Source organism: uncultured Sunxiuqinia sp. (genome assembly GCF_963974515.1).
GTDB lineage: Bacteria > Bacteroidota > Bacteroidia > Bacteroidales > Prolixibacteraceae > Sunxiuqinia.
On sequence record NZ_CAXBDD010000018.1, the window covers coordinates 1 to 20,646 of the forward strand.

Sequence of the window (20,646 nt, forward strand, 5' to 3'; positions counted from 1 at the left end):
AAGCATCACCTTCCCTGCGGTTTCACATTACCGATAGCGAGCTTGTTAAGCTTGAGTTGGTTTGCAGAGCAAATGATGTGGACACCATCGTTCAAATTATTACACAAAACGGCAAAACAAATGAAGCGGGTGATGGAATTGTTTATGTATCCTCTGTAGAAAGGGCGATAAATATAAAAAATGGACAAGATGCCAGTTCCGATTTTAGTAAAAATACGGACTGATGGAAAATTTCAAAAAAACATTTGACAACCTCCTGATTAATACACTTGGTATTAGTCAGGAGGACATCAAATCCGAAACACATTTTACTAATGATTTAGGTGCTGATTCACTCGATTTGGTAGAATTAACGATTGAATTTGAAAAGGCATTTAATATAGTTATACCTGATAAAGATGTAGAACGGCTCCAAACAATTGGTGATGCTGAAAACTATTTAAAAAATAAGTTAAACATTAATTAGAAAAAATTATGAAAACTATAAAATTAATTTCGCTCATTGTAATAGCCAGTTGGTTATTGCAAAGCTGTGCTGTAATTCGTCCTGGAGAAGTGGGAGTTGATGTGCATTTTGGCAAAATAAAAGCAAAAACTCTTGACCCAGGTCCTCACCACTTTTTTGCTCTTTTTGGAAGAAAAATAGTGCGGTTTGACACCCGTGTTACCAATTATTCCAACAACATAAACTTTCATACCAAAGAAGGAATTGAGGTAACTTCTGAAATTACCTTACTCTATCATTTGGTTGCAAATGAAGTTGTTAATGTGTATAAAACCTTCGGAGAAAATTATCAGGAAAAAGTAGTAGAAGATAATCTTATTAGCATTCTTCGGCAAACAGGACTTCAATACAGTGCCACAGAACTCATAATAGAAAGAGCAAAAATAGAGAAAACAGTAAAGCAAAAAATGGACTCCATTGTGGGTAAATATGGTTTTGAAATGGATTTGGTGATGCTCAAACAAGTTGACCTTCCGGCTAATGTTATTGCAACCATTCAAGCAAAGTTAAATGCGGAAGAAACAGCCAAAAAAACTGTTATTGACAATGAAGTGAAAAGAAATGAACTTGACTTTCAATTGGAAAAGGATATAAAGCTCAAAGAATTGGAAATCCAAAAACAACGACTCGATATTGATTTTTACATAGAAAAGCAAAAAAAAGAGGCAGAACGTATGCTGATAGAAGCAGAAGCCATAAAAAAGCAGCAAGAAATTGTGAACTCTACACTTACCGATAAATTAATCAAACTGAAAAGTTTAGAAATAACAAGAGATTTGGTAAAATCAAACAATACCAAAATTATCATTTCTGATGGTAAATCTCCGGTTATTTTAAATGATAAATAAAAAATGAAATGAAAAATTTGAAATATGATTTACCCTCAGGGATTGTTGTTTTTATCGTGGCAATTCCGCTGTGTTTAGGAATTGCTTTGGCATCAGGTGCACCTTTAATGTCCGGAATTATTTCAGGTATTATCGGTGGAATTGTTGTTGGTATTTTGAGTGGGTCGAGTACCAGTGTTAGTGGTCCTGCTGCGGGTCTTGCAACCGTAGTTCTTGCCTCAATTTCCAAACTTGGGGCATTTGAAGTTTTTTCGATGGCATTAATTATAGCTGGTTTTTTACAACTCGTTGGAGGTTATTTCAAAGGCGGAATAATTGCCGACTACATTCCTTCAAATGTAATAAAAGGATTATTGGCAGCCATAGGAATATTGTTGATTTTAAAGCAAATCCCACATGTTGTTGGTTATGATGCAGATCATGAAGATCTATTCGCGTTTGTTCAACCCAATGGAGAAAATACGTTTACACATTTATTTAGCAGTCTGGAACATCTCAACGTTGGGGCTATTATTATTGGGTTAACTGCGTTGTTGTTGTTAATTTTTTGGGATAAAACACCGCTAAAAAAAATACGGCTGCTACCAGCCACCTTTATAGCTGTGCTATTAGGCATTGCATTAAACGAGTTATTCAAAAATTTTATTCCTTCCCTTTTTGTTGAACAGGAACATTTGGTAAATATTCCTTCAACAGGTATTATGGGACTTTTGGAAATAAAATTACCTGCATTTTCAGCCCTTTTCAATTATGATGTATGGGTTGTGGGGCTTACCATTGCCATTGTTGCCTCTTTAGAAACACTGTTAAACTTAGAAGCCGTTGATAACATTGATCCGCATAAAAGAAAATCACCACCAAATCGCGAGCTTATTGCTCAAGGTATTGGCAATATGTTCTCTGGTTTTATTGGTGGCTTACCCATTACATCGGTAATTGTAAGGGGTTCCGTAAACATTGATGCTGGCTCAAAAAGTAAAAACTCCACCATTTTTCACGGAGTGCTTTTACTTCTTTCTGTATTAACGCTAACTCCTCTTTTAAATAAAATTCCGTTGGCAACGCTGGCAGCTATACTTATAGTTATTGGATATAAACTGGCAAAAATATCATTGTTTAAAGAAATGTACAAAAAGGGCTGGGATCAGTTCATTCCATTTGCGGCTACTATTATTGGTATTATTTTTACCGATTTACTGGTAGGAATACTCATTGGGCTTACGTTTAGTATATTCTATCTACTCCGAAGCAATTTAAGAAATCCATTTAAACTGGAGAAAGAAACTGTTTACACCAATGAGACCATCCGAATTGAGTTACCAAATCAAGTCTCGTTTCTAAATAAAGCAACCATAAAAAATACTTTATGGAATATTCCTGAAAATTCAAAAGTTGTTATTGATGCAAGCAAAACCGATTATATTGATAATGATGTATTGGAAATTATAAAAGATTTTAAAGAAGTAGTTGCCCCTGAGAAAAATATTCAACTCAACAAAATTGGGTTAAAGAAAGAATACGAGCTGGTTGACCATATTGAGTTTGTAAATGTGTTGGATAAAAAAACACAACAAGAACTTACCCCCGAAAATATACTCGGTCTTCTAAAAAAAGGAAACGACAGATTTGTAAATGGAAAGTGGGTAAAAAAAGAGTTGCAGCATCAGGTAAATGCTACATCTTCAGGTCAATTTCCAATGGCAGTAGTTCTTAGCTGTATAGATTCCAGAATTACATCAGAAATGATTTTTGACACTAATCTTGGTGATTTAATTTCAATTCGTATTGCAGGTAATATTGTAAGCGATGAAATAATTGGTAGCATGGAACTTTCTCACAAAGAAATAGGAACTAAGCTTATAGTAATACTTGGACACTCCAACTGCGGAGCAATCAATGCTGCTATTTCTGGTCTGAAAGAAGGATTTATTTCGAACATCACTGAAAAAATAAGGCCCTCCTTTGAAAAGGCTTCCGCATTACAGAAAAGTGGTCAAATAGCCGATAGCATTTCAGAGAAAACTTGCCATTTGAATGTGCAGAATTCTATCACTGAAATCTTAAAAACAAGTACCTACCTGTCCGCCCAAATAACTGAGGGCAAATTAGGAATTGTTTCAGCATATTATGATACAACAACCGGAATTATTCGTTTTGATGATTTAATCACATCCACTACAAAAGAATAATATTATGCATATAAAAATAGAATTAATAATTGTTGCACAACTTTTCATAGCCTTCTTGCTGGGTGCAATTATCGGTTTGGAAAGGAATAAATATACTCTTAGCAATATCATAAACCATGTTGTTGTAAAAACGAATTCCATATTAAAGAAGTAGAACCTATTAAATTATTTATAATAATGGATTATCCTGATAAAATATTAGAAAAAAACAATGTAAAACCGACAGCCATGCGGTTACTGATTTTACGTTATCTAATTAATAATAATGTAATGGTTAGTTTAACTGATATTGAAAAACATTTTTATAAATCGGAAAGAACTACATTGTATAGAACCCTCAAAACATTTGTTGACAATAATATTGCCCATAAAGTAGAGGATGGTTCTGGAATAACAAAATATGCCATTTGTCCAGAAAATTGTCATTGTTCAATAGATTCTGATTTGCATGTGCATTTTCATTGTAATGTTTGTGGTGAAACAACTTGTTTGCCTGACAATAAAATACCATCACTTAATTTACCCAAAACATTTATTTTAGAAGAAATAAATTTAGTAGTAAAGGGTACTTGTGATAAATGTAATGAAAGATAAATGCACATACATTGCATTATGTTAGAGCGTAGTTTTGCCTAATATATTAAAAACAGACCCATGCAATTTAGAAAAATAGTATTTACAAGAGTATTAGTGATTTTATTCATTAGCTTTTTAGCTTCTTGTTCATCTAACCTTAACGTAGAAGAAAAGGAAGAAGAGGCTTCATCAGAATTTGTTTCATTAACAAGAGAACAAATGGAAGTGATTAATCTACAATTGATAGAATTTAAGCCAAGAAGTTTAACAATTGAAATACCTGTGTCAGGGAGCTTAGATTTACTCCCCCAAGATAAGGCATTTGTTAGTTCTATTGTGGGTGGTATAGTCAAAGATATTAGAGTGATTGAAGGCGATGAAGTTAGAAAAGGAGAACACTTAGCTACAATAGAACACCCTAATATCATCCAATTACAACAAGACTATATTAACCATCTTAATACGCTTAAATATTTAAAAATAGATTTTGAAAGACAAAGTATATTAAACGATGGGGGAGTTGGTGCTGATAAAAAGTTTCAAAAAATAAATGCAGATTATAAAAATCAACAATCATTAGTTAATGGACTTGAAATTAAACTAAAAATGTTAGGGCTGGATGTTACTAAAATATCAAATGGAGTTATGTTTTCTGGCATACCCATTGTGTCTCCAATTAAAGGTTCTATTAGTAAGGTTAACATTAATTTAGGAACTCATGTAGAACCGCTTAAAAAGTTGTTTGAAATTGTAAACAATGAAAAATTACATGCTGATTTTAGAATTTATGAATCAGATATTAGCAAGGTTGAAAAAGGTCAGAAAATATATTTTACAACACATGCTTCTACAAAAGAATATGTAGGTGAAATACATGCTATTAGTGCTGTTTTTGAGGAAAATCAAAAATCTCTACATGTACATGCTGATATTTCTAACAGTAAAAAAGAGCTTTTTCCTAATATGTATATTAAAGGAAAAATTATCATTGAAAGCATAGACGTATTGGCATTACCAGAAGAGGCTGTTCTTGTAGAGAATGAATTGTCTTACATCTTCGTGAAAACGGAAAAAAATGAAACAGAAGTTGATAAAGCTAGTGAAGATAATGAAGAGAAATGGACCTTTAGAAAAACTGAAATAATTAGAGGAATTAAAAGCGGAAAATATTATCAAATAAAATTGTTGACTGAAATACCAAAAAATGCCCAAATTGTTAGTTATGGAGCTTACTATTTGTTAGCAGAAATGGGTAAAGGAGAAGTGGAAGATGATGATTAATTATAAATTTATTAGCCTAAAAATTATGAAACACCATTATAAGATTATTCTGTTTACTCTGTGTCTTGTAAGTATGGCTGGATTAGCTCAGAATACTAATAAAGACTTTCAAACTACCATTCATTTATTGGATTATATTTCAAAAGATTATCAAGCAGCAGTACAAAATGGGAAGGTGATAGATGCAGGAGAGTTTTTTGAAATGCAGGAATTTAATGATAAAGTATTTACCCTCATCAAAAATAGCAATCTGCAAAACGAAGCCAAAAATCCAATTTTATCCTCTTTAAAAGACTTAACCCTACTAATTAAAAGTAAGGCTTCTCATCAAGAAATAGCTGTAGTCGCTGGTCTTATAAGACATGAAATTATTACCAGTACAGGGATAAAAACAGCTCCTCTTGTATGGCCTGACATCAAAAACGGGAAAAATTTATATGTACAGAATTGTACCTCCTGCCATGGAGTGAATGGAGGCGGAGAAGGTAGGTTGGCGGCAGGCTTAAAACCTGCTCCTACTAATTTTCTAAACGATACCTTGATGCAGGAAATATCGCCCTTTCAGGCATATAATACCATAAAACTAGGTGTAGAAGGTACAGCCATGCAAAGTTTCTCAAGCTTTTCTGATAAGGAGGCTTGGGATTTGGCATTTTATATAAAATCCCTTCGATTTGAAGGTGAATTTGTCGATCAAGCCAATATGCAGAAGGTATTTAACCAGGTGGTTGAAAAGGTTAATTTAGAAAAGGTGGCTACGTTCTCCGATATGGAATTATTAAAATACCTGAAACTTGATAGCAGTAATGCAGACCTATTTCTTACATCTCTGAGGACTATATCTCCAGAGGTTACCGAACGAAAAAACACACTTGATATCGCAAAAAATCATTTGAGAAATGCCCTACAGAATTATATTTCAGGAAAGTATTCCATTGCTCGTGAAAATGCTTTGGCAGCCTATCTTGAAGGTATTGAACCTTCGGAAGCAAGACTAAAAGCTAATGCCCCTACATTTACTGCGAGTCTGGAGCAGCAGATGTTTAAGATTCGCCAAGTAATTGAGCAAAATGCGGATAAATCCGAAGTTGAGGAAGAAATTAATAAAGGTATAACTATGATAGGTCAGGCAGAAGAAATGATGCAGGATAAAAAACTCAGTTATTGGTTGGCGTTTGTATTATCTGCATCCATTATGCTTCGAGAGGGTTTAGAAGCATTCTTAATTCTAGCCTTAGTCTTGTCTCTGATACGTTCCTCTGGAATAAAAAAAGCGTTAGTCTGGGTACATGGTGGTTGGATAACGGCAATATTATTGGGAATAGGTGGTTGGTTTTTTTCGGATTGGGTCATTGCTATTAGTGGTAAGAATCGTGAAATAATGGAAGGCACAATTTCTTTAGTTGCCGTTATTGTTCTTTCTGTTGTTGGTTTTTGGTTGCATGACCAATCGCATACGAAAAAATGGAAAATATTTATAGAAGACAGAATTGGTAAACAACTGAAGAGCGAAAAGATGTTCGGCTTAGCTTTTTTCTCTTTTATGGTCGTCTTTCGAGAAGTTTTTGAATCCATATTGTTTTTACAAGCGATTAGTCTTGATACACAATTAGGCAGTCAGTCATCTATCGGGTTAGGAGTTTTAGCTGCCTTTGGGTTGATAGTTTTATTTGCATTTCTTTTTTTGAAATATTCCAGAAAAATACCTATACGACAATTATTTCGATACTCTGCGTGGGTAATTATCCTGTTGGCATTGATTCTTATGGGAAAAGGTATTCATTCTCTGCAAGAAGCTGGTTGGTTGTCAATTACTGGTTTTCCTTTCTCAATAACCATAGATTGGTTGGGAATATTTCCTACTATTGAAACAATAGTTGCTCAACTATCACTATTGATACTTATGTCAATACTCTATTATTTAAGTAATCGTAAAAGCCAAATGGATTCTAATATTAACAAATAAACTAAAAAAATTATGAGCGAAGCCTGTTCAAAAGAAGTCTGTTTAACAGACGAAGTACAACCAAAAAAAGAAAGTTATTTTGAAAAGTATAAAGCATACTTACCTTCAATTGTAAGCCTTATTATATTATTAACCGGGGTGGCATTTAACCAGTTTGAAATGATATGGTTTAACACTTATTTTCAAGTATTTTTATTTGGAATAGCCTATTTAATAATTGGCGGACCTGTTGTCTGGAAAGCAATAACTCGCATACCTAAAGGAGATGTTTTTAATGAGTTTTTTCTAATGAGTATCGCAACCATTGGAGCTTTTTTTATTGGTGAATATGCCGAAGGTGTTGCGGTTATGTTATTTTATGCTGTTGGAGAGTTATTTCAGGATGCAGCTGTAAACAATGCGAAACGCTCTATAGAATCATTACTAAAATTACAAATAGAAGAAGTGAATGTAGTAGAAAACGGAACAACAGTAATTAAACATCCAAAAGAAGTAAAACTTGGCGAAATAATTAAAGTAAAGTCGGGAGAAAAAGTAGCTCTTGATGGAGAACTAATCACAGAAAAGGCCTCTTTTAACACCGCAGCACTCACAGGAGAATCAGTACCCGATAATAAGAAAAAAGGAGATACAGTATTGGCGGGAATGGTTAACTTAAATACCGTAGCAGAAATAAAAATAACGGCACTTTATGCAGATACTAAGCTCTCTAAAATTCTTAAAATGGTTCAAGAAGCCAGTGGTAGAAAAGCAAAAACGCAACTCTTTATTTCCAAATTTGCTAAAGTTTACACGCCTATTGTTGTATTTCTGGCGGTAGCTCTAACATTTTTACCCTATTTTATTGTAGATAATTATGTTTTTAACGATTGGCTGTATCGTGCCTTAGTATTTTTAGTTATTTCATGTCCTTGTGCTTTGGTTATTTCCATTCCGCTTGGTTATTTTGGCGGTATTGGAGCGGCATCTCGTAATGGCATTCTTTTTAAAGGCTCTGATTATTTGGATAAAATGACCGAAATAGATACTGTGGTTATGGATAAAACAGGAACACTGACCAAAGGAGTTTTTGAAGTACAAAAAGTTGTTTCAGAAAGTTTATCGGAAAAAGAATTACTCCATATTGTAGCTGCAATAGAAACCTATTCAACCCATCCAATTGCCGAAGCAATTGTAAAGTATACCGAAGTCGATTTTAAAAAGGTTGAAATAAAAAATGTGGAAGAAATTTCTGGTCATGGCTTAAAAGGTGAACTAAACAATCAAACTATTTTAGCAGGAAATAGCAGATTGCTTGAAAAATTTAATGTTACTTATGATGAAAAAATTTCGGAAATAACAGACACGATAGTTCTAATAGCCATTGCAGGAAAATTTGCCGGTTACATTACTATTGCCGACACCATAAAAGAAGACGCTGAAGAAGCCATAACAGCATTGCATCATCTTAACATACGAGAAGTGGTTATGTTATCAGGAGACAAGCAATCTGTAGTAGATAAAATAGCAAAACAATTAGGATTGGATAAAGCCTTTGGGGATTTATTACCAGAAGACAAAGTGAATGAAGTTAGTAAATTGAAAGCAGCAGATGGAAAAATAGCTTTTGTTGGTGATGGTATTAATGATGCTCCTGTAATAGCAATGTCTGATGTTGGAATGGCAATGGGTGGATTGGGTAGCGATGCTGCAATAGAAACGGCTGATGTTGTGATTCAAACCGACCATCCATCTAAAATTGCAACTGCGATCAAAATAGGTAAAGCAACCAAGCGAATTGTTTGGCAAAACATTATTTTAGCATTGGGAGTAAAGTTAATTGTTCTTGCTCTAGGTGCAGGAGGAATAGCAACAATGTGGGAAGCGGTTTTTGCTGATGTTGGGGTAGCACTTCTCGCAATTTTAAATGCGGTTAGGATTCAGAGAATGAGGTTTTAATTCATTAAACACATCGTTATTTTCTCTAATAATAGTGAATTTATCTTGGCGAAAAACAACAATAGGAAGCAAGGATTATAGCTAATTCTTCTTTCTATTTAATTCAAATAATCAAGCACTTTCTGCTTTAATCTAACATCCCCTAAACCATCAGAAAGCTCATTGTATGGAAGTAATATGAACGGCATACAAACTCCGTCTTTTGCATATTTGATCCCAACCATTTTTACACCATCTTTTTCATGGATCGACACTTTTAGAATTTCAATCATACTTTTTTCATTAGTAAACTTCTGGTAATCCTCCGGAGAGCATTACTTTAATTGTACCAACAGCTCCGTGAGGTTTTGTGGTAAGTGCCTTTGCAAATGTTCCTGGTAATCCATAAGAATAAGCGTAGCCTCTTCCTTTTACATCACCTGTGTAAATGTTATCACCAATGTTTGCAGCATACACGGTCATTTTTATATCAATGATACCTGCGTATTGGATAGTAACCATTTGGTTATTTGCTCCACCAACTTTCACTACTCCGATCACATCTTCGTTGTAATATAAATTGGTTGTAGTAACAGAAAGAGGATTGGTTTTATCAATCACTACGACATCTCCATATTCCAATGGAACTCCCGATTTATTGGTTAACTGAATGGTTCCAGCTTCAATAACGGGAGGAATACCTCCGCCATCATCAGAAGAAGCTCCACCTTTCGTAATTCTATTTCGAGTTAAATATCTCATAAAGACTACGCTTGTGAAGTTTTGTAATACTGGATTCTTAGAATATGACTTTTGCCGGCTTCAATGCCTATTACCTGAAAATTGTCAAGGCTTGTTTTACCAAAAAGCTCCAATACATCACCATCTCCAAAAGATTGCCCTGAAGTAGCGGTTGGAGCTGTGCCATTTTCTTTATATCGTAATGCCCTGGCTTTATTTGTGGCCGTGCCATCTACTTCAAAGAAAACTGAAGCTGAAATTGCTATATCGGGTACGGTTAAACCTTTGGCTTCGCTATCATCTACGGTTAAATCTTCGTAACCATTACTTGCTTCATCAATGGCAACACGTCCACGCTCACCAGAAGTCCATAACATAAGTTCTTCTAGGTAATCTTCGGTTTGTGCGAAGTTTTGATGCGGATATGGATTCTTTTTACCTGCCATTATGCTACTAAATTTCCTGTTTCTTGATATTCATTATAAAGATTTGCTAAGGTTCTACCTCCCAAATCCTGAAAGTGGGGCTTGTCTTTGAATGATCTCCAATTACCACCCCATTCTAAACCAACGGCTTCACCTAATTGTCCGATACGATCCCAATTGGAATTCGTCCAAAGTGCTTTACCATTTTTGAACTCCACAACATCTACTGCTAATTTGTAATTGTGTGAGCTTTTTCCGCATTTGGCATTGGTTACGACCTTTCCCGGAGCAGTTCTTCCTTTTGCATAGAGCTTATTTTGTTCTTCACAATTGCGTTCTGCCGAAGTAACCCGTAATTCAATACCTTCTTTTCTAGCATTAGCTAGTAGCTTCTTGACTTTCTTTCTAAATTTTGGTTCAAGAGAAAGCAATAAGTAGTCTGTTTTGTAATCAAAATGTTGGTATATCTTTTTTCGGGCGAGGAATATTCCAACACCTAAAGCCACAATTCCTGTGGCGATTCCGATATATACATGTTGCTTTTTTACTTCCATCTACTTTTTATTCTGACAAGTGCATCCTTCCTTTTTCTTTTTGGCTAGGGTGATCAGGTTAATGCTTGTAAATATGATATTCAACGTTAAAAATGTTCCCAATAAAATAGGCATCACTTTACTTTCTTTACTGTCGCTCATGCTCGTTTCTTTTTTTTATAGCGTTTAACTCCTTCAATAATTCACGGTTCTTCTTTTCCATCAGCTCTACTTTCTGTTCCAGACATTTAATCTGTTTTCGTTGTTTCTCAATTATTTCTTCCATTGCTGCTGTGTGATCTTCACTTTCCTTCACTCGTTTTTCTAATTTCTGCGACCATTGCACCCAGTTATTTACGATATTGCTGTTAGCCTGAGCGTACAGGTTGCTTGTTTCAGCACTTTTCAGTTTCTTATCTGTGCGAACCTTTATCAGAATCTCAACGAGCTTCCAAAAGCCCCCAGCTCCAACAATTATTGTTATTAGTTTCCATATTTCCATTTCCATCATATTTTAGGATTATGGAGGTGAAGCTCCGTTGTAAACCATTGGGTGTTGAGCCACATAAGGTTTGATGTTAAACATCAGTTCATCGTTTGGGTCAATAAAAGTTCCAAAGATTGATACTTTGCCATCACTATCAAATGAATAGAAAAACACCTCGCCTTTATTGCTAATCAAAGTTCCAGGGGATGAATTGGTAGGATTATTCAAGGGTTTTGGGAAGTTCAATACCCAACCACTCACTGCACCAGCACCGCCAGCTCTTTTTAATCGAACATCATTTACCAATACCATATTCCCATTCATTACAGAATAGCGGTTTCTTCCAGGAGTATGGTACATGACCGTTCCAATATGAGCTGCAGCAATGGTCAATAATGATTCACGGTTGATGTAATTATCTAGGCGTACCTTTAATTTCAATGGAGTTACCGCTTTTTGGTCGTCTGTTCCAACATTAACAATGGCTTGGGTAGCGATTTGAATCAATCCTGTTACCAGTTCAGTAGCCACCCTGTTATTAAGTAAGGTTGCTAATTTTAATGGAGTGATTACTGATGTATCATCTGTTCCTGCATTGGTTAATGCTTGCGTAGCAATTTTCATTATTCCAGCCAGACTTTCAGTAGCCTGAACCAAGTTAGATTGCATAACATTCCAATCTGCACCAACTGCAGCTTGCGTACCTCCGGCATTATCGGTTAAACAATGTATCACATCATTTGCCTGAACTTCTACACCTGCAGCACCTCCAATTTTACCAGCCACACTTACCGTGTAAGCATCTCCTGATAATCCTGCCGGATAATTGGGATTGGTAGAGCAATCAATAAAACCTTTGTTTTCCCATAAGCCAGTTACTTTATCGGCAACATAGGCAATCAAATTTTGAGGGGTAATGGCCGTAGAATTATTGGCTGGATCATTGGACTCTGCAGCGGTTGCATATTTAGTAATCCCTGCATTAGCTTCGGTTGCTTGTGATGGGTCGATTACAATTCCCGATGCTACCTGAAAACATGTGCCGTCATATATCAAAATGTAATGAACAGTGGTGTTTAAATCATTCGGATCTACATCAACCAAAGTGCCAGCTCCGGTAATTTTCATGATGGGAATTGCTCCTTTGCCATCCACATTCAATGTAGAAACGCCTGAATTTAAGTGGTTAAATTTCACCTCTAACAATAAACCGATTCTGTATGCCTGTGTTAAAGCAGGGCTTAGAACCAATTCATAATCATCCGTTCCTCCGGTAGTACTTCCTGCACCACCCATAGCCAATACGGATTCTAAAACGCTTTCTATTTGACGGTACTGGTATCACCATAATTTATTGTGCTGCAGGAGCTACTCCTTTTATCGCTTGATTCTTTTTGTATTGGCTAAATCCCCATGCAGCAACAGCAATAACTGCTATGCCACCGATGATTATCACTTCTTTAGGAATGCCTTTCTTTTGTTCCTCTTCTTCAGGATGTCCCATACCGACTTCGTAATCTTCGGGTTGTTCACCGGGTTTGAAGAAGTTCATCACATTGCCGACTGTACCTAGTATTCCTTCTGCACCACCTGCTTTCTGATAACCGCTGCCAACTTTGCCCCAAAAGGCACTGCGTTTCTCCTTGCTTGCTGCTTTCTCTTCTTCTGTTTTCTTGGGGCGTTTGTTTTTCTTCCCAAAGAGCTTTTTAAAGAAGTAATCGTATTGGTCTTCACCAGTACCTTGGCCATGTATGTATTCTAGTTCTCCTGCAATCATAATTTCGTTTTTATACAATCATCATTACCCGTAAAGTCGAGCCGTTTACAGTGAATGGAATTAGCGGATAACCTTTACCTACAAAGGGGTATGCTTTCGCTTCCCCAGGAGGTAAATCCACACCGTTTACATTGGCGGGTTGATTCCCCACATTTTTGATAGAACCAAAAAGAAACCCTTGTGGCAAATCCCCATCAACTGCATAATCTTGTTCTGTTACTTGTGCTAGTAAACTCATAGTTCATTCACCTTTTTATTAAGCTGCAGGAGCTGCTACTACCGGAGCTTGTTTGGACTTGTTCAAATAAACCAGCAGTCCAATTGCTCCTAAAACACCAACTACTACAATCAATCCTTTGCCTGCACCCATTAATCCAGCTTGTTGTTTCAGGTTTTCTTTTTTCATTTCTTCCTGTTCCACCTTCTTTTTCAAGCCTTCTACTTTTTGCTCTTCTTGGAGCGTTTTAAGCTCGTTTTGCATGGCATTGTTAATGACTTTATGCCCCTTCAAATCCTTATTGGTAATGGGATTTTTTACAGAACCTTTTGTAGCAGTAGGATCTTTTTTAACTGGTGGTTTTACCGGAGCTTCAGCGGGTGTCCGCTTTTTAACTCGAATCAATGGTCGTCTAGGTGGTTTACCTTTTTCCGCTCTTTTTGTAGCTCTTCGTTCTTTTCGTTTTTTCATCCATTTACCAATGAATTCATCGTACTCGTATTCATTGTTGTCGTCATCTACAAAATTGGATTCGCCTTGCTCGAAGTTCGAGCCGTATATTTTCATTTGTATATCGGGATCTCCCATTAGTGTTCTCATAATTTTCAATTTTAGAGTTAAACAATTTGTTATGCTGCAGCTGGCACTTTTACACCTGCTTGTTGCTTATTTTTCATGCTGTTGTATATGAATCCTCCAACCAAAAGAACCCCTACAATCATCATCATGCTATTGCCTGCAAAACCTGCTTGTTGTGGCTTTGCCTGTGCAGGAGCTACTGCTGCTGGTTGTTGAATAATAGTTGGTGCTTGTGATCGCATTATCTGGGGTGCTGCCGAACTTGGAGCTGCGATGTTTTTCATCACCGAAGTTTCTGCCCTCATGGATTCTGTTTCCGCTCTACGCTGGTCATTTTTCAATGTCCTTTTTTCCATTTTTACTTTATGACGTTCGGCTTTTCGTTGCTTACACTTTCTGGATAAGCATAGAAAATTGTCGTATGCTTCGTCTGATTGTCCTGATAGTCCGTAATTATTCATTGTTCGTATTTTTAAGTTGTTTCCGGAATTGCAACAGATTTGCCTTTGTTCATTTTCCAAATGAACAGACCACCCAAAAGGGCAACAACTGCTAGTATTCCAACTATTTTTATCACTTTGGCCTTGTTTGAATCTGATTGAACTTTTGCTGCAGCTTGATCTTTTTGGGCTTGAAATAGCATCATGCTTTGCATGGATTGTTGTCTCGCTTGATTTTTCAAGTTTTTCTGATTGCTTAACGATCCTGCGAAACTGAAAATAGAGCCAATAGCACCTGCGATAGCCGATACCGGATCAGAGCCAACGGTTACTTTGGTGTCTTTTGCAGCTCCTGCTAAATCGCCTGTGTTAAACGTGTCGTTCTCATCAGGGATAATCTGTTTAGCAAATATTTTAGCCAGGTCGGTATTGAATTGCTTATCGTTTTTGCTGATGGCATAAATAACCGCTTCCGTTAATTGGGAACTACTCGGTTTTGGATCGACATTTACACCATACTTGTACAAAAGCGTTTTCAACTCATTAGGCTGGTCCGCTACGACAATCCCTAATAACTTAAAAATGGCTTTGCCTTGATTATTCAGTTCCGTTGGAGCTTTGAGCTTTTCTTGTACGATCCTAACCATGTTGTTTGCTGCTTTTAAAGGCTGTTCCTATTAATATTCCAGCAACCAGAATTACTCCTGCAATTGCTAATTCACTTTTAATCACATGCTTGTAAAAAGAACCTTCTTCCTTTTTTTCTTCCTTTTCAGGAGCATTCATTCGTTGCCTTAATTCATTCCAGACAATCTGAACTTCATCCGCCAGTTTCATGTCCTTTGGACTTTTATTGGACTTGCTGAGAATTTCTTGGTAATAATTCTCTAATTCAGAAGTGTTCATTTCCACCAACTGATCCAAGAAATCGCCTATATCCACTTTCCCTGTATAATTACTGTGTCCACACGAACCGCAATAATTATCTTCGGGGATATAAGATGAACTGCCACAAGCACCGCAAAAACTATCTTCTTTGGATTGATTCAATCTCAGGATGATATTCTTGTCGGGGTGAATACCTAACAGGTCTTTCACCACTCTTTTTCCTTTCTTTTTGACTAAGAGCTTTACAGTTTCAGATAAGCCCTCCACATCACGGGGAGGCTCATAACCATAATTATGCACCAGTTGCTTGGCTTCTTTCGGATTCCCGAATACGATGTAGTCAATCTTGTTTGGTGTAAATCTTGACTGCCTTTTATTGTTTCTATTTCTCATTGGTAATTCATTTTTATTGGTGGAGCTACCCATTGTCGTTAACCAAAAACAGCCAAAGCGAGCGTGATACCTCTACTTTGGCTGTTTATATCCTATGGCAAAGCCTCACTAAAAGGAAACTGCTTTGTGCATTTCTCTATCGTCTTCTTCGGATCAACCTTCGAGGTCTTCTGCCCCCAACAATTCTTCGACTTGGTCTTCGCTTAACACGTTTCACAACACGTCTTTTCCTTGTTGGTTTTAAACCGAATGCTGTCGATTTCTTTTTCCTTAGAAGGTCAATTTGAGGCAGTCCAGTTGTTCTTGGAACAGTGGATAATTCAGCAACATTGTTACCTTTTAACAGGTTACCCATGTTCGCTCTTGCCTTAATTGTAAAGGTGAAAACCAATGTCACACCATCTTTTACTAAAACCCTCAACGAATCTTGACCGGTAACATTCATCTCGAAGTTATCATCGTCAATTAGCGTTTGCGTAAAGTTTTGCGGTGAAGTAGCATTCCTTGGTTGATACACCCTTTCGGTATTGCTACCGGAAGCTGTTCTTTTCACAACTTTCAGAACATTATCAAATTGCAATGGATTTGAAACGGATAGTTTCATTCCTCCCACCTTAAATGGATTTGCTTTTGATTCCTCTCTTACTTCTTTGTGAGAAGATTCCTCAACAACCACCGTTACTCCAGCTGGCTGAGCTGCTTCTTCGTTTGCTCCAAAAACAATTGCTTCTGCATCTGCTCTCGAAGCATTTTTAACAACTACGGTTAACGTCCTGTCATTAGGATCAATTCTCCCAATGGAAGACGTTTTGTAATTGTCGTAATCTTCGTCATCATCCACATCAACATATTCAACTTCTTCTTCCTCAAAGTCGTCTTCGTAATATGAATCCTCATGACCTTCAAATCCAGAGTCGAAGTCATCTTCATCGTAATCACCATCAAAGTCATCATACCTGTCTTCGGCATCATCCTCGTAGGCTAATATATCGTCATCAAAATCTCTCATGATTTCTAATTTTTATCGTTAATAAATAAGTTTCATTTTCAGGGTTTTCACCTGTGGTTGCTAACTCTTGTCAGCACCTTCGCTTTTAGGCTTGTTTTCACCGCCTTTTTTTGCCAACTTTTTTGCTTTGGCTTTATCCAATGCTGGCTTCACTACAAATGCCCCTAATACTGCTCCGGCAACTAATATTCCTAGACCAACGGGTACACATATTTTCCAATCAATGTCTTTCATCTGTATAAAATTTAATTCGCAACGGCCAGTGGAACTGACATTTCATTGCTTTCGTTTTAATGATTTTTAAATGCTTTAAAACAGCTCTTTCTCAAATGGTCTTTAAACCAAATACAGGTGCTAAAGTCTGAGCTTTTTGAAGGTATTCCGAGGTGTAAGATTGTACCTTGGTACAATGAGGTGGGGAGGTGTTATCGTGAGAAGGGAATTGAAATTGGTACAAAAGTTTTTGAAAATATTTTGGTTTTATATTTTCTTCAATCGCTCGTTTAGAACAATCTGATTTTTTGCATAAGTCTCTACCATTTGAATTAATTTGAACTTAATTAAACTTTTCCTTGCTTAATTAAGTTAAAAATACCTCTTTTACGGTATTGTTTAGCATGATTCTAAATAAGAGATTTGTCCTCGAATTTAAATTTATCTTAATTAGGCATGAAAAAAATACTTATCACTATAACGGCAATTATAGTAAGTTGCGTAGCAGTTTTCGCCCAAGAAGCAACTATCGAAGGGAATATAAAACAAATAGACAGCACAACTGCCTTGTCGGGTGTGGCGGTTTATCTCGAAAAAACCAATCTTGGGGCATCCACTAACGGCAACGGCAACTATATCATCAAAAATGTACCGACAGGAAATTATACTTTGGTGGTTTCTGCTATCGGCTACTTCACTCTCAAAAAAGAAATAAGTATTGGAGTTGGCGAAACTTTGAAGGCAGACTTTACATTAGTGGAATCCGTTACAGCCCTTTCAGAAGTAGTGATAATGACAGGAGGTAATACTGGCGTAAAAAACATACCAGGTTCAGTATATTATATATCACCGAAGGAAATTCAACGATTCAGCTATACTGACATTAATCGCACCTTACGTACCGTGCCAGGTATTAATATGCAGGAGGAAGATGGCTTTGGGCTTCGGCCTAATATAGGATTAAGAGGTACAGGTGTAGAGCGTAGCTCCAAAATAACTGTGATGGAAGATGGAGTACTAATGGCTCCTGCTCCTTATGCAGCTCCTGCTGCTTATTATTTTCCTACAATTGGTAGAATGCAAGCAGTTGAAATATTAAAAGGTAGTAGTCAAATAAAGTATGGCCCATATACTACAGGAGGAGCAATAAACCTTATTTCAACTCAAATACCCAATGAATTTGGTGGAAGAATTAACCTGTTAGGAGGAAGTTTTGGAGGCCGAAACCTACATGCCTTTGTTGGAAATTCTCACAAGAATTTTGCTTACATGGTAGAGACATTCCAATACGGATCCAACGGGTTTAAGCAATTAGATGGTGGAGGAAATACTGGATTTGACAAAAAAGATTACCTCGCAAAATTTCGTATCAACACCAATGATAGTGCGAAAATATACCAATCGCTAACATTTAAAATTGGGCAGACAACTGAAACCTCTAATCAAACCTATCTTGGTTTAACTCAAGAAGATTTTAATAACGATCCTTACCGCCTATATTCTGGTTCTCAAGTTGACCAAATGAATACTGAGCAATCGCAATTCTCATTATCTCATGTAGCAAAATTTTCAAAATTATTTGACATAAAAACTACCGCCTATCGTTCCGACTTCAAAAGAAATTGGTACAAACTCGATAAGGTGAAGGATAGTACAGGAACGAAAACGAGTATTGGGGATATATTAGAAAATCCCAATTCATATAACGATGCTTATGCTATTCTTAAAGGAACAACAAGTGCCCTTAATGATGCTTTATTTGTAAAAGCAAACAACCGTTCCTACTATGCTCAAGGCGTTCAAACAGTTCTAGGATTCAATTTCACAACCAATAAAATAACTCATGATATTGATTTAGGTTTTCGGATACATCAAGACCAGATTGACCGTTTCCAATGGAATGATGGATATGCAATGGACAACGGTGTGATGAAACTTACCAATGCCGGAATACAAGGAACCGAAAGCAACCGTATTGAAACAGCTAATGCTTTAGCAACTTATTTACAGTATAAATTGAATATCGGAAAACTCACGCTTACACCTGGCGTTCGTTATGAAAATATCACCCTCTCAAGACAAGATTATGGCAAGAATGATCCAACTAGGTTAGGGAATGATCTATCTGAAAGAAGCAATACAGTAGATGTTTTCATTCCTGGGATTGGGCTTGACTACCGCTTCAACAAACACCTGAGCACCTTTGCTGGTGTTCATAAGGGATTCTCTCCTCCTGGCTCAAAAGAAGGAACAAAACCTGAAGAAAGCATCAATTATGAACTGGGCACTAGGTATGCAAAAAATGCACTGTCAGGACAAGCAGTTATTTTCTTTAATGACTATAGCAACTTACTTGGGACTGACCTTTCTGCTGCAGGTGGTGGAGGCACAACTGATTTATTCAATGGAGGTGAAGTACAAACAAAAGGGTTGGAGTTTCAACTGACTTATGACTTGTTAGCCACTCAAAAAAAGAGCGCATTTAGCGTACCCTTAACCATAGTTTACACTTATACAGATGCTAAATTCCAAAACGATTTCGATAGCGATTTTGAAGGCTGGGGGGCAGTTGCAGCTGGAGATCAGTTTCCATACATGGCAAATAATCAGTTTTCATTTATTCTCGGATTAGAACATCGTAAGTTTAGCATCAACCTAAGTGGTAGATATATGGACGAAATGCGAACTGCTCCTGGACAAGGAGATATACCTACTAATGAAAAAACCGATTCGTATTTTGTGATAGACGCAAGTGCAAGCTATAATTTGCACAAGAACATGACCCTTTTTGCCAATGCAACCAACTTAACGAACCAAGTGTATGTTGTAGCAAGAAGACCAGCAGGTTTACGACCTGGTATGCCAAGAGCATTTAATATCGGTTTAAAAGCAAACTTTTAGCAAATGGAAGGTTGTTATAATCATTAAAAAGTGATAATTTCAAAAAATTAAAAACAACTATTGAAGAGATTAGGAGATGATTTTATTTGAACCACTATCTAGTCCAATCATGCGGATAGCCCATCAACCATTCCACCCAAACAGGATTTAGTTTTCCGTTTTCTTTTTCCTGAATCACACCATCAAGGTATCTTCTCTTTGCTCTGTGGATAGAACTTTTACTTCCTGGTTCGCCAACTCTGCCGTCATTGGCTCGTGGGGTTGGAAACATTTCTAAAAAGGCAATTTGTTCAGCTAAATTCCCTTGTGGATGTTTCAGATAGCGTTTAGCCAAGGAAGACGGCTTCATATCAGCTCGTTTGCCATCGCTTGCTTGTGGGGTAAGAAATACTTTTACCGTGTCAGCCAAGTTCAAGCTATGCGTGATTCCATTCTTGCTAATCCTTCTGAATTTATCATTCAGGACAATGTTGTTGTGTTCGTTTTCTTGTGTGGTAGGCGTTGGTAGTAGGTCAAGGTATTTCTTTGCCAACTTAGGAGCTGCATGAAGTTTCAATATGAAGTTTCCTCTTTTCGATTCCTTACTATTCCATAACAATACTCTTTGGCTGGAATGCCATTGCTTTTTTGCCAAGAATAACTTGGTAAACACCTTAGATTTTCTTTTATCGAAAGACTGCAAACATAGCTTGCCTGTTTGCTCTAAAATTGATTCTTGTTCGTTCATAGTGGTTATATAGCAACATTGGAATTGGAAAAGC

The 20,646-nt window shown here is 36.6% G+C and carries 24 protein-coding genes; 9 read left to right on the forward strand and 15 right to left on the reverse strand.

Going from position 1 to position 20,646, the window contains the following annotated elements; genetic code table 11:
* The 8 genes from AAC033_RS06540 to AAC033_RS06575 form a co-directional block, all read left to right on the forward strand.
* Positions 1 to 224 (forward strand): P-II family nitrogen regulator (locus AAC033_RS06540; protein WP_339736546.1); only part of this gene is annotated, 224 nt, incomplete at its 5' end.
* On the forward strand, positions 224 to 466 hold the full coding sequence (acpP, locus tag AAC033_RS06545) for an acyl carrier protein (RefSeq protein ID WP_339736547.1): 243 nt from the start codon (positions 224 to 226) through the stop codon (positions 464 to 466). The genes AAC033_RS06540 and acpP, both read left to right, overlap by 1 nt.
* Positions 467 to 474: 8 nt before the next feature.
* Positions 475 to 1,353 carry a prohibitin family protein gene (locus tag AAC033_RS06550; RefSeq protein ID WP_339736548.1) on the forward strand — a complete coding sequence of 293 codons (879 nt, stop codon included), beginning with the start codon at positions 475 to 477 and terminating at the stop codon, positions 1,351 to 1,353.
* Between the two features lie 8 nt (positions 1,354 to 1,361).
* Positions 1,362 to 3,542 (forward strand): SulP family inorganic anion transporter, encoded by a 2,181-nt coding sequence (locus AAC033_RS06555; protein ID WP_339736549.1) that lies wholly within the window; start codon positions 1,362 to 1,364, stop codon positions 3,540 to 3,542.
* 177 nt (positions 3,543 to 3,719) lie between these two features.
* Positions 3,720 to 4,136 (forward strand): transcriptional repressor, encoded by a 417-nt coding sequence (locus AAC033_RS06560; protein WP_339736550.1) that lies wholly within the window; start codon positions 3,720 to 3,722, stop codon positions 4,134 to 4,136.
* A 60-nt stretch (positions 4,137 to 4,196) separates the two neighbouring features.
* Positions 4,197 to 5,399: an efflux RND transporter periplasmic adaptor subunit gene (locus AAC033_RS06565; protein WP_339736551.1), complete on the forward strand. Its 1,203-nt coding sequence runs from the start codon at positions 4,197 to 4,199 to the stop codon at positions 5,397 to 5,399.
* 25 nt (positions 5,400 to 5,424) lie between these two features.
* On the forward strand, positions 5,425 to 7,365 hold the full coding sequence (locus tag AAC033_RS06570) for a cytochrome c/FTR1 family iron permease (RefSeq protein ID WP_339736552.1): 1,941 nt from the start codon (positions 5,425 to 5,427) through the stop codon (positions 7,363 to 7,365).
* Between the two features lie 12 nt (positions 7,366 to 7,377).
* The gene (locus AAC033_RS06575; RefSeq protein ID WP_339736553.1) at positions 7,378 to 9,303 is read left to right on the forward strand and encodes a heavy metal translocating P-type ATPase; all 1,926 of its coding nucleotides are present in this window, start codon (positions 7,378 to 7,380) and stop codon (positions 9,301 to 9,303) included.
* A gap of 98 nt (positions 9,304 to 9,401) precedes the next feature.
* Here the strand turns inward: AAC033_RS06575 and AAC033_RS06580 are convergent, their stop codons facing one another.
* The 14 genes from AAC033_RS06580 to AAC033_RS06645 form a co-directional block, all read right to left on the reverse strand.
* Positions 9,402 to 9,575: a hypothetical protein gene (locus tag AAC033_RS06580; RefSeq protein ID WP_339736554.1), complete on the reverse strand. Its 174-nt coding sequence runs from the start codon at positions 9,573 to 9,575 to the stop codon at positions 9,402 to 9,404.
* 10 nt (positions 9,576 to 9,585) lie between these two features.
* Positions 9,586 to 10,044 carry a hypothetical protein gene (locus AAC033_RS06585; protein WP_339736555.1) on the reverse strand — a complete coding sequence of 153 codons (459 nt, stop codon included), beginning with the start codon at positions 10,042 to 10,044 and terminating at the stop codon, positions 9,586 to 9,588.
* A 5-nt stretch (positions 10,045 to 10,049) separates the two neighbouring features.
* On the reverse strand, positions 10,050 to 10,469 hold the full coding sequence (locus AAC033_RS06590; protein ID WP_339736556.1) for a hypothetical protein: 420 nt from the start codon (positions 10,467 to 10,469) through the stop codon (positions 10,050 to 10,052).
* Entirely contained in the window at positions 10,469 to 11,002 is a 534-nt protein-coding gene (locus tag AAC033_RS06595; protein WP_339736557.1) for a M15 family metallopeptidase, read from the reverse strand. The genes AAC033_RS06590 and AAC033_RS06595 overlap by 1 nt, the downstream gene beginning before the upstream one ends.
* A gap of 127 nt (positions 11,003 to 11,129) precedes the next feature.
* Positions 11,130 to 11,483, reverse strand: a complete 354-nt coding sequence (locus AAC033_RS06600) for a hypothetical protein (protein ID WP_339736558.1) — start codon at positions 11,481 to 11,483, stop codon at positions 11,130 to 11,132.
* Positions 11,484 to 11,501: 18 nt separating this feature from the next.
* Positions 11,502 to 12,764, reverse strand: coding sequence for a hypothetical protein (locus AAC033_RS06605; protein ID WP_339736559.1), 1,263 nt, complete (start codon positions 12,762 to 12,764; stop codon positions 11,502 to 11,504).
* Positions 12,765 to 12,819: 55 nt separating this feature from the next.
* A complete protein-coding gene (locus AAC033_RS06610) occupies positions 12,820 to 13,245 on the reverse strand; it encodes a hypothetical protein (RefSeq protein WP_339736560.1) in 426 nt (141 codons plus the stop codon).
* Positions 13,246 to 13,255: 10 nt separating this feature from the next.
* Complete coding sequence (locus AAC033_RS06615; protein WP_339736561.1) at positions 13,256 to 13,483, reverse strand: hypothetical protein; 228 nt, start codon at positions 13,481 to 13,483, stop codon at positions 13,256 to 13,258.
* Positions 13,484 to 13,501: 18 nt separating this feature from the next.
* Positions 13,502 to 14,050, reverse strand: a complete 549-nt coding sequence (locus AAC033_RS06620) for a hypothetical protein (RefSeq protein WP_339736562.1) — start codon at positions 14,048 to 14,050, stop codon at positions 13,502 to 13,504.
* Positions 14,051 to 14,091: 41 nt separating this feature from the next.
* Positions 14,092 to 14,502: a hypothetical protein gene (locus AAC033_RS06625; RefSeq protein ID WP_339736563.1), complete on the reverse strand. Its 411-nt coding sequence runs from the start codon at positions 14,500 to 14,502 to the stop codon at positions 14,092 to 14,094.
* Positions 14,503 to 14,513: 11 nt separating this feature from the next.
* Positions 14,514 to 15,020 (reverse strand): hypothetical protein, encoded by a 507-nt coding sequence (locus AAC033_RS06630; protein WP_339736564.1) that lies wholly within the window; start codon positions 15,018 to 15,020, stop codon positions 14,514 to 14,516.
* 100 nt (positions 15,021 to 15,120) lie between these two features.
* Positions 15,121 to 15,762 carry a hypothetical protein gene (locus tag AAC033_RS06635; RefSeq protein ID WP_339736565.1) on the reverse strand — a complete coding sequence of 214 codons (642 nt, stop codon included), beginning with the start codon at positions 15,760 to 15,762 and terminating at the stop codon, positions 15,121 to 15,123.
* A 136-nt stretch (positions 15,763 to 15,898) separates the two neighbouring features.
* Positions 15,899 to 16,771 (reverse strand): hypothetical protein, encoded by an 873-nt coding sequence (locus AAC033_RS06640; RefSeq protein ID WP_339736566.1) that lies wholly within the window; start codon positions 16,769 to 16,771, stop codon positions 15,899 to 15,901.
* A 60-nt stretch (positions 16,772 to 16,831) separates the two neighbouring features.
* Positions 16,832 to 17,005, reverse strand: coding sequence for a hypothetical protein (locus tag AAC033_RS06645; RefSeq protein ID WP_339736567.1), 174 nt, complete (start codon positions 17,003 to 17,005; stop codon positions 16,832 to 16,834).
* A gap of 435 nt (positions 17,006 to 17,440) precedes the next feature.
* Between AAC033_RS06645 and AAC033_RS06650 the strand changes: the two genes are divergently transcribed.
* Positions 17,441 to 19,885 (forward strand): TonB-dependent receptor, encoded by a 2,445-nt coding sequence (locus tag AAC033_RS06650; protein ID WP_339736568.1) that lies wholly within the window; start codon positions 17,441 to 17,443, stop codon positions 19,883 to 19,885.
* A gap of 94 nt (positions 19,886 to 19,979) precedes the next feature.
* On the opposite strand, the gene AAC033_RS06655 is transcribed toward AAC033_RS06650, so the two are convergent.
* Entirely contained in the window at positions 19,980 to 20,612 is a 633-nt protein-coding gene (locus AAC033_RS06655) for a hypothetical protein (RefSeq protein ID WP_339736569.1), read from the reverse strand.
* Positions 20,613 to 20,646 lie beyond the last annotated feature (34 nt).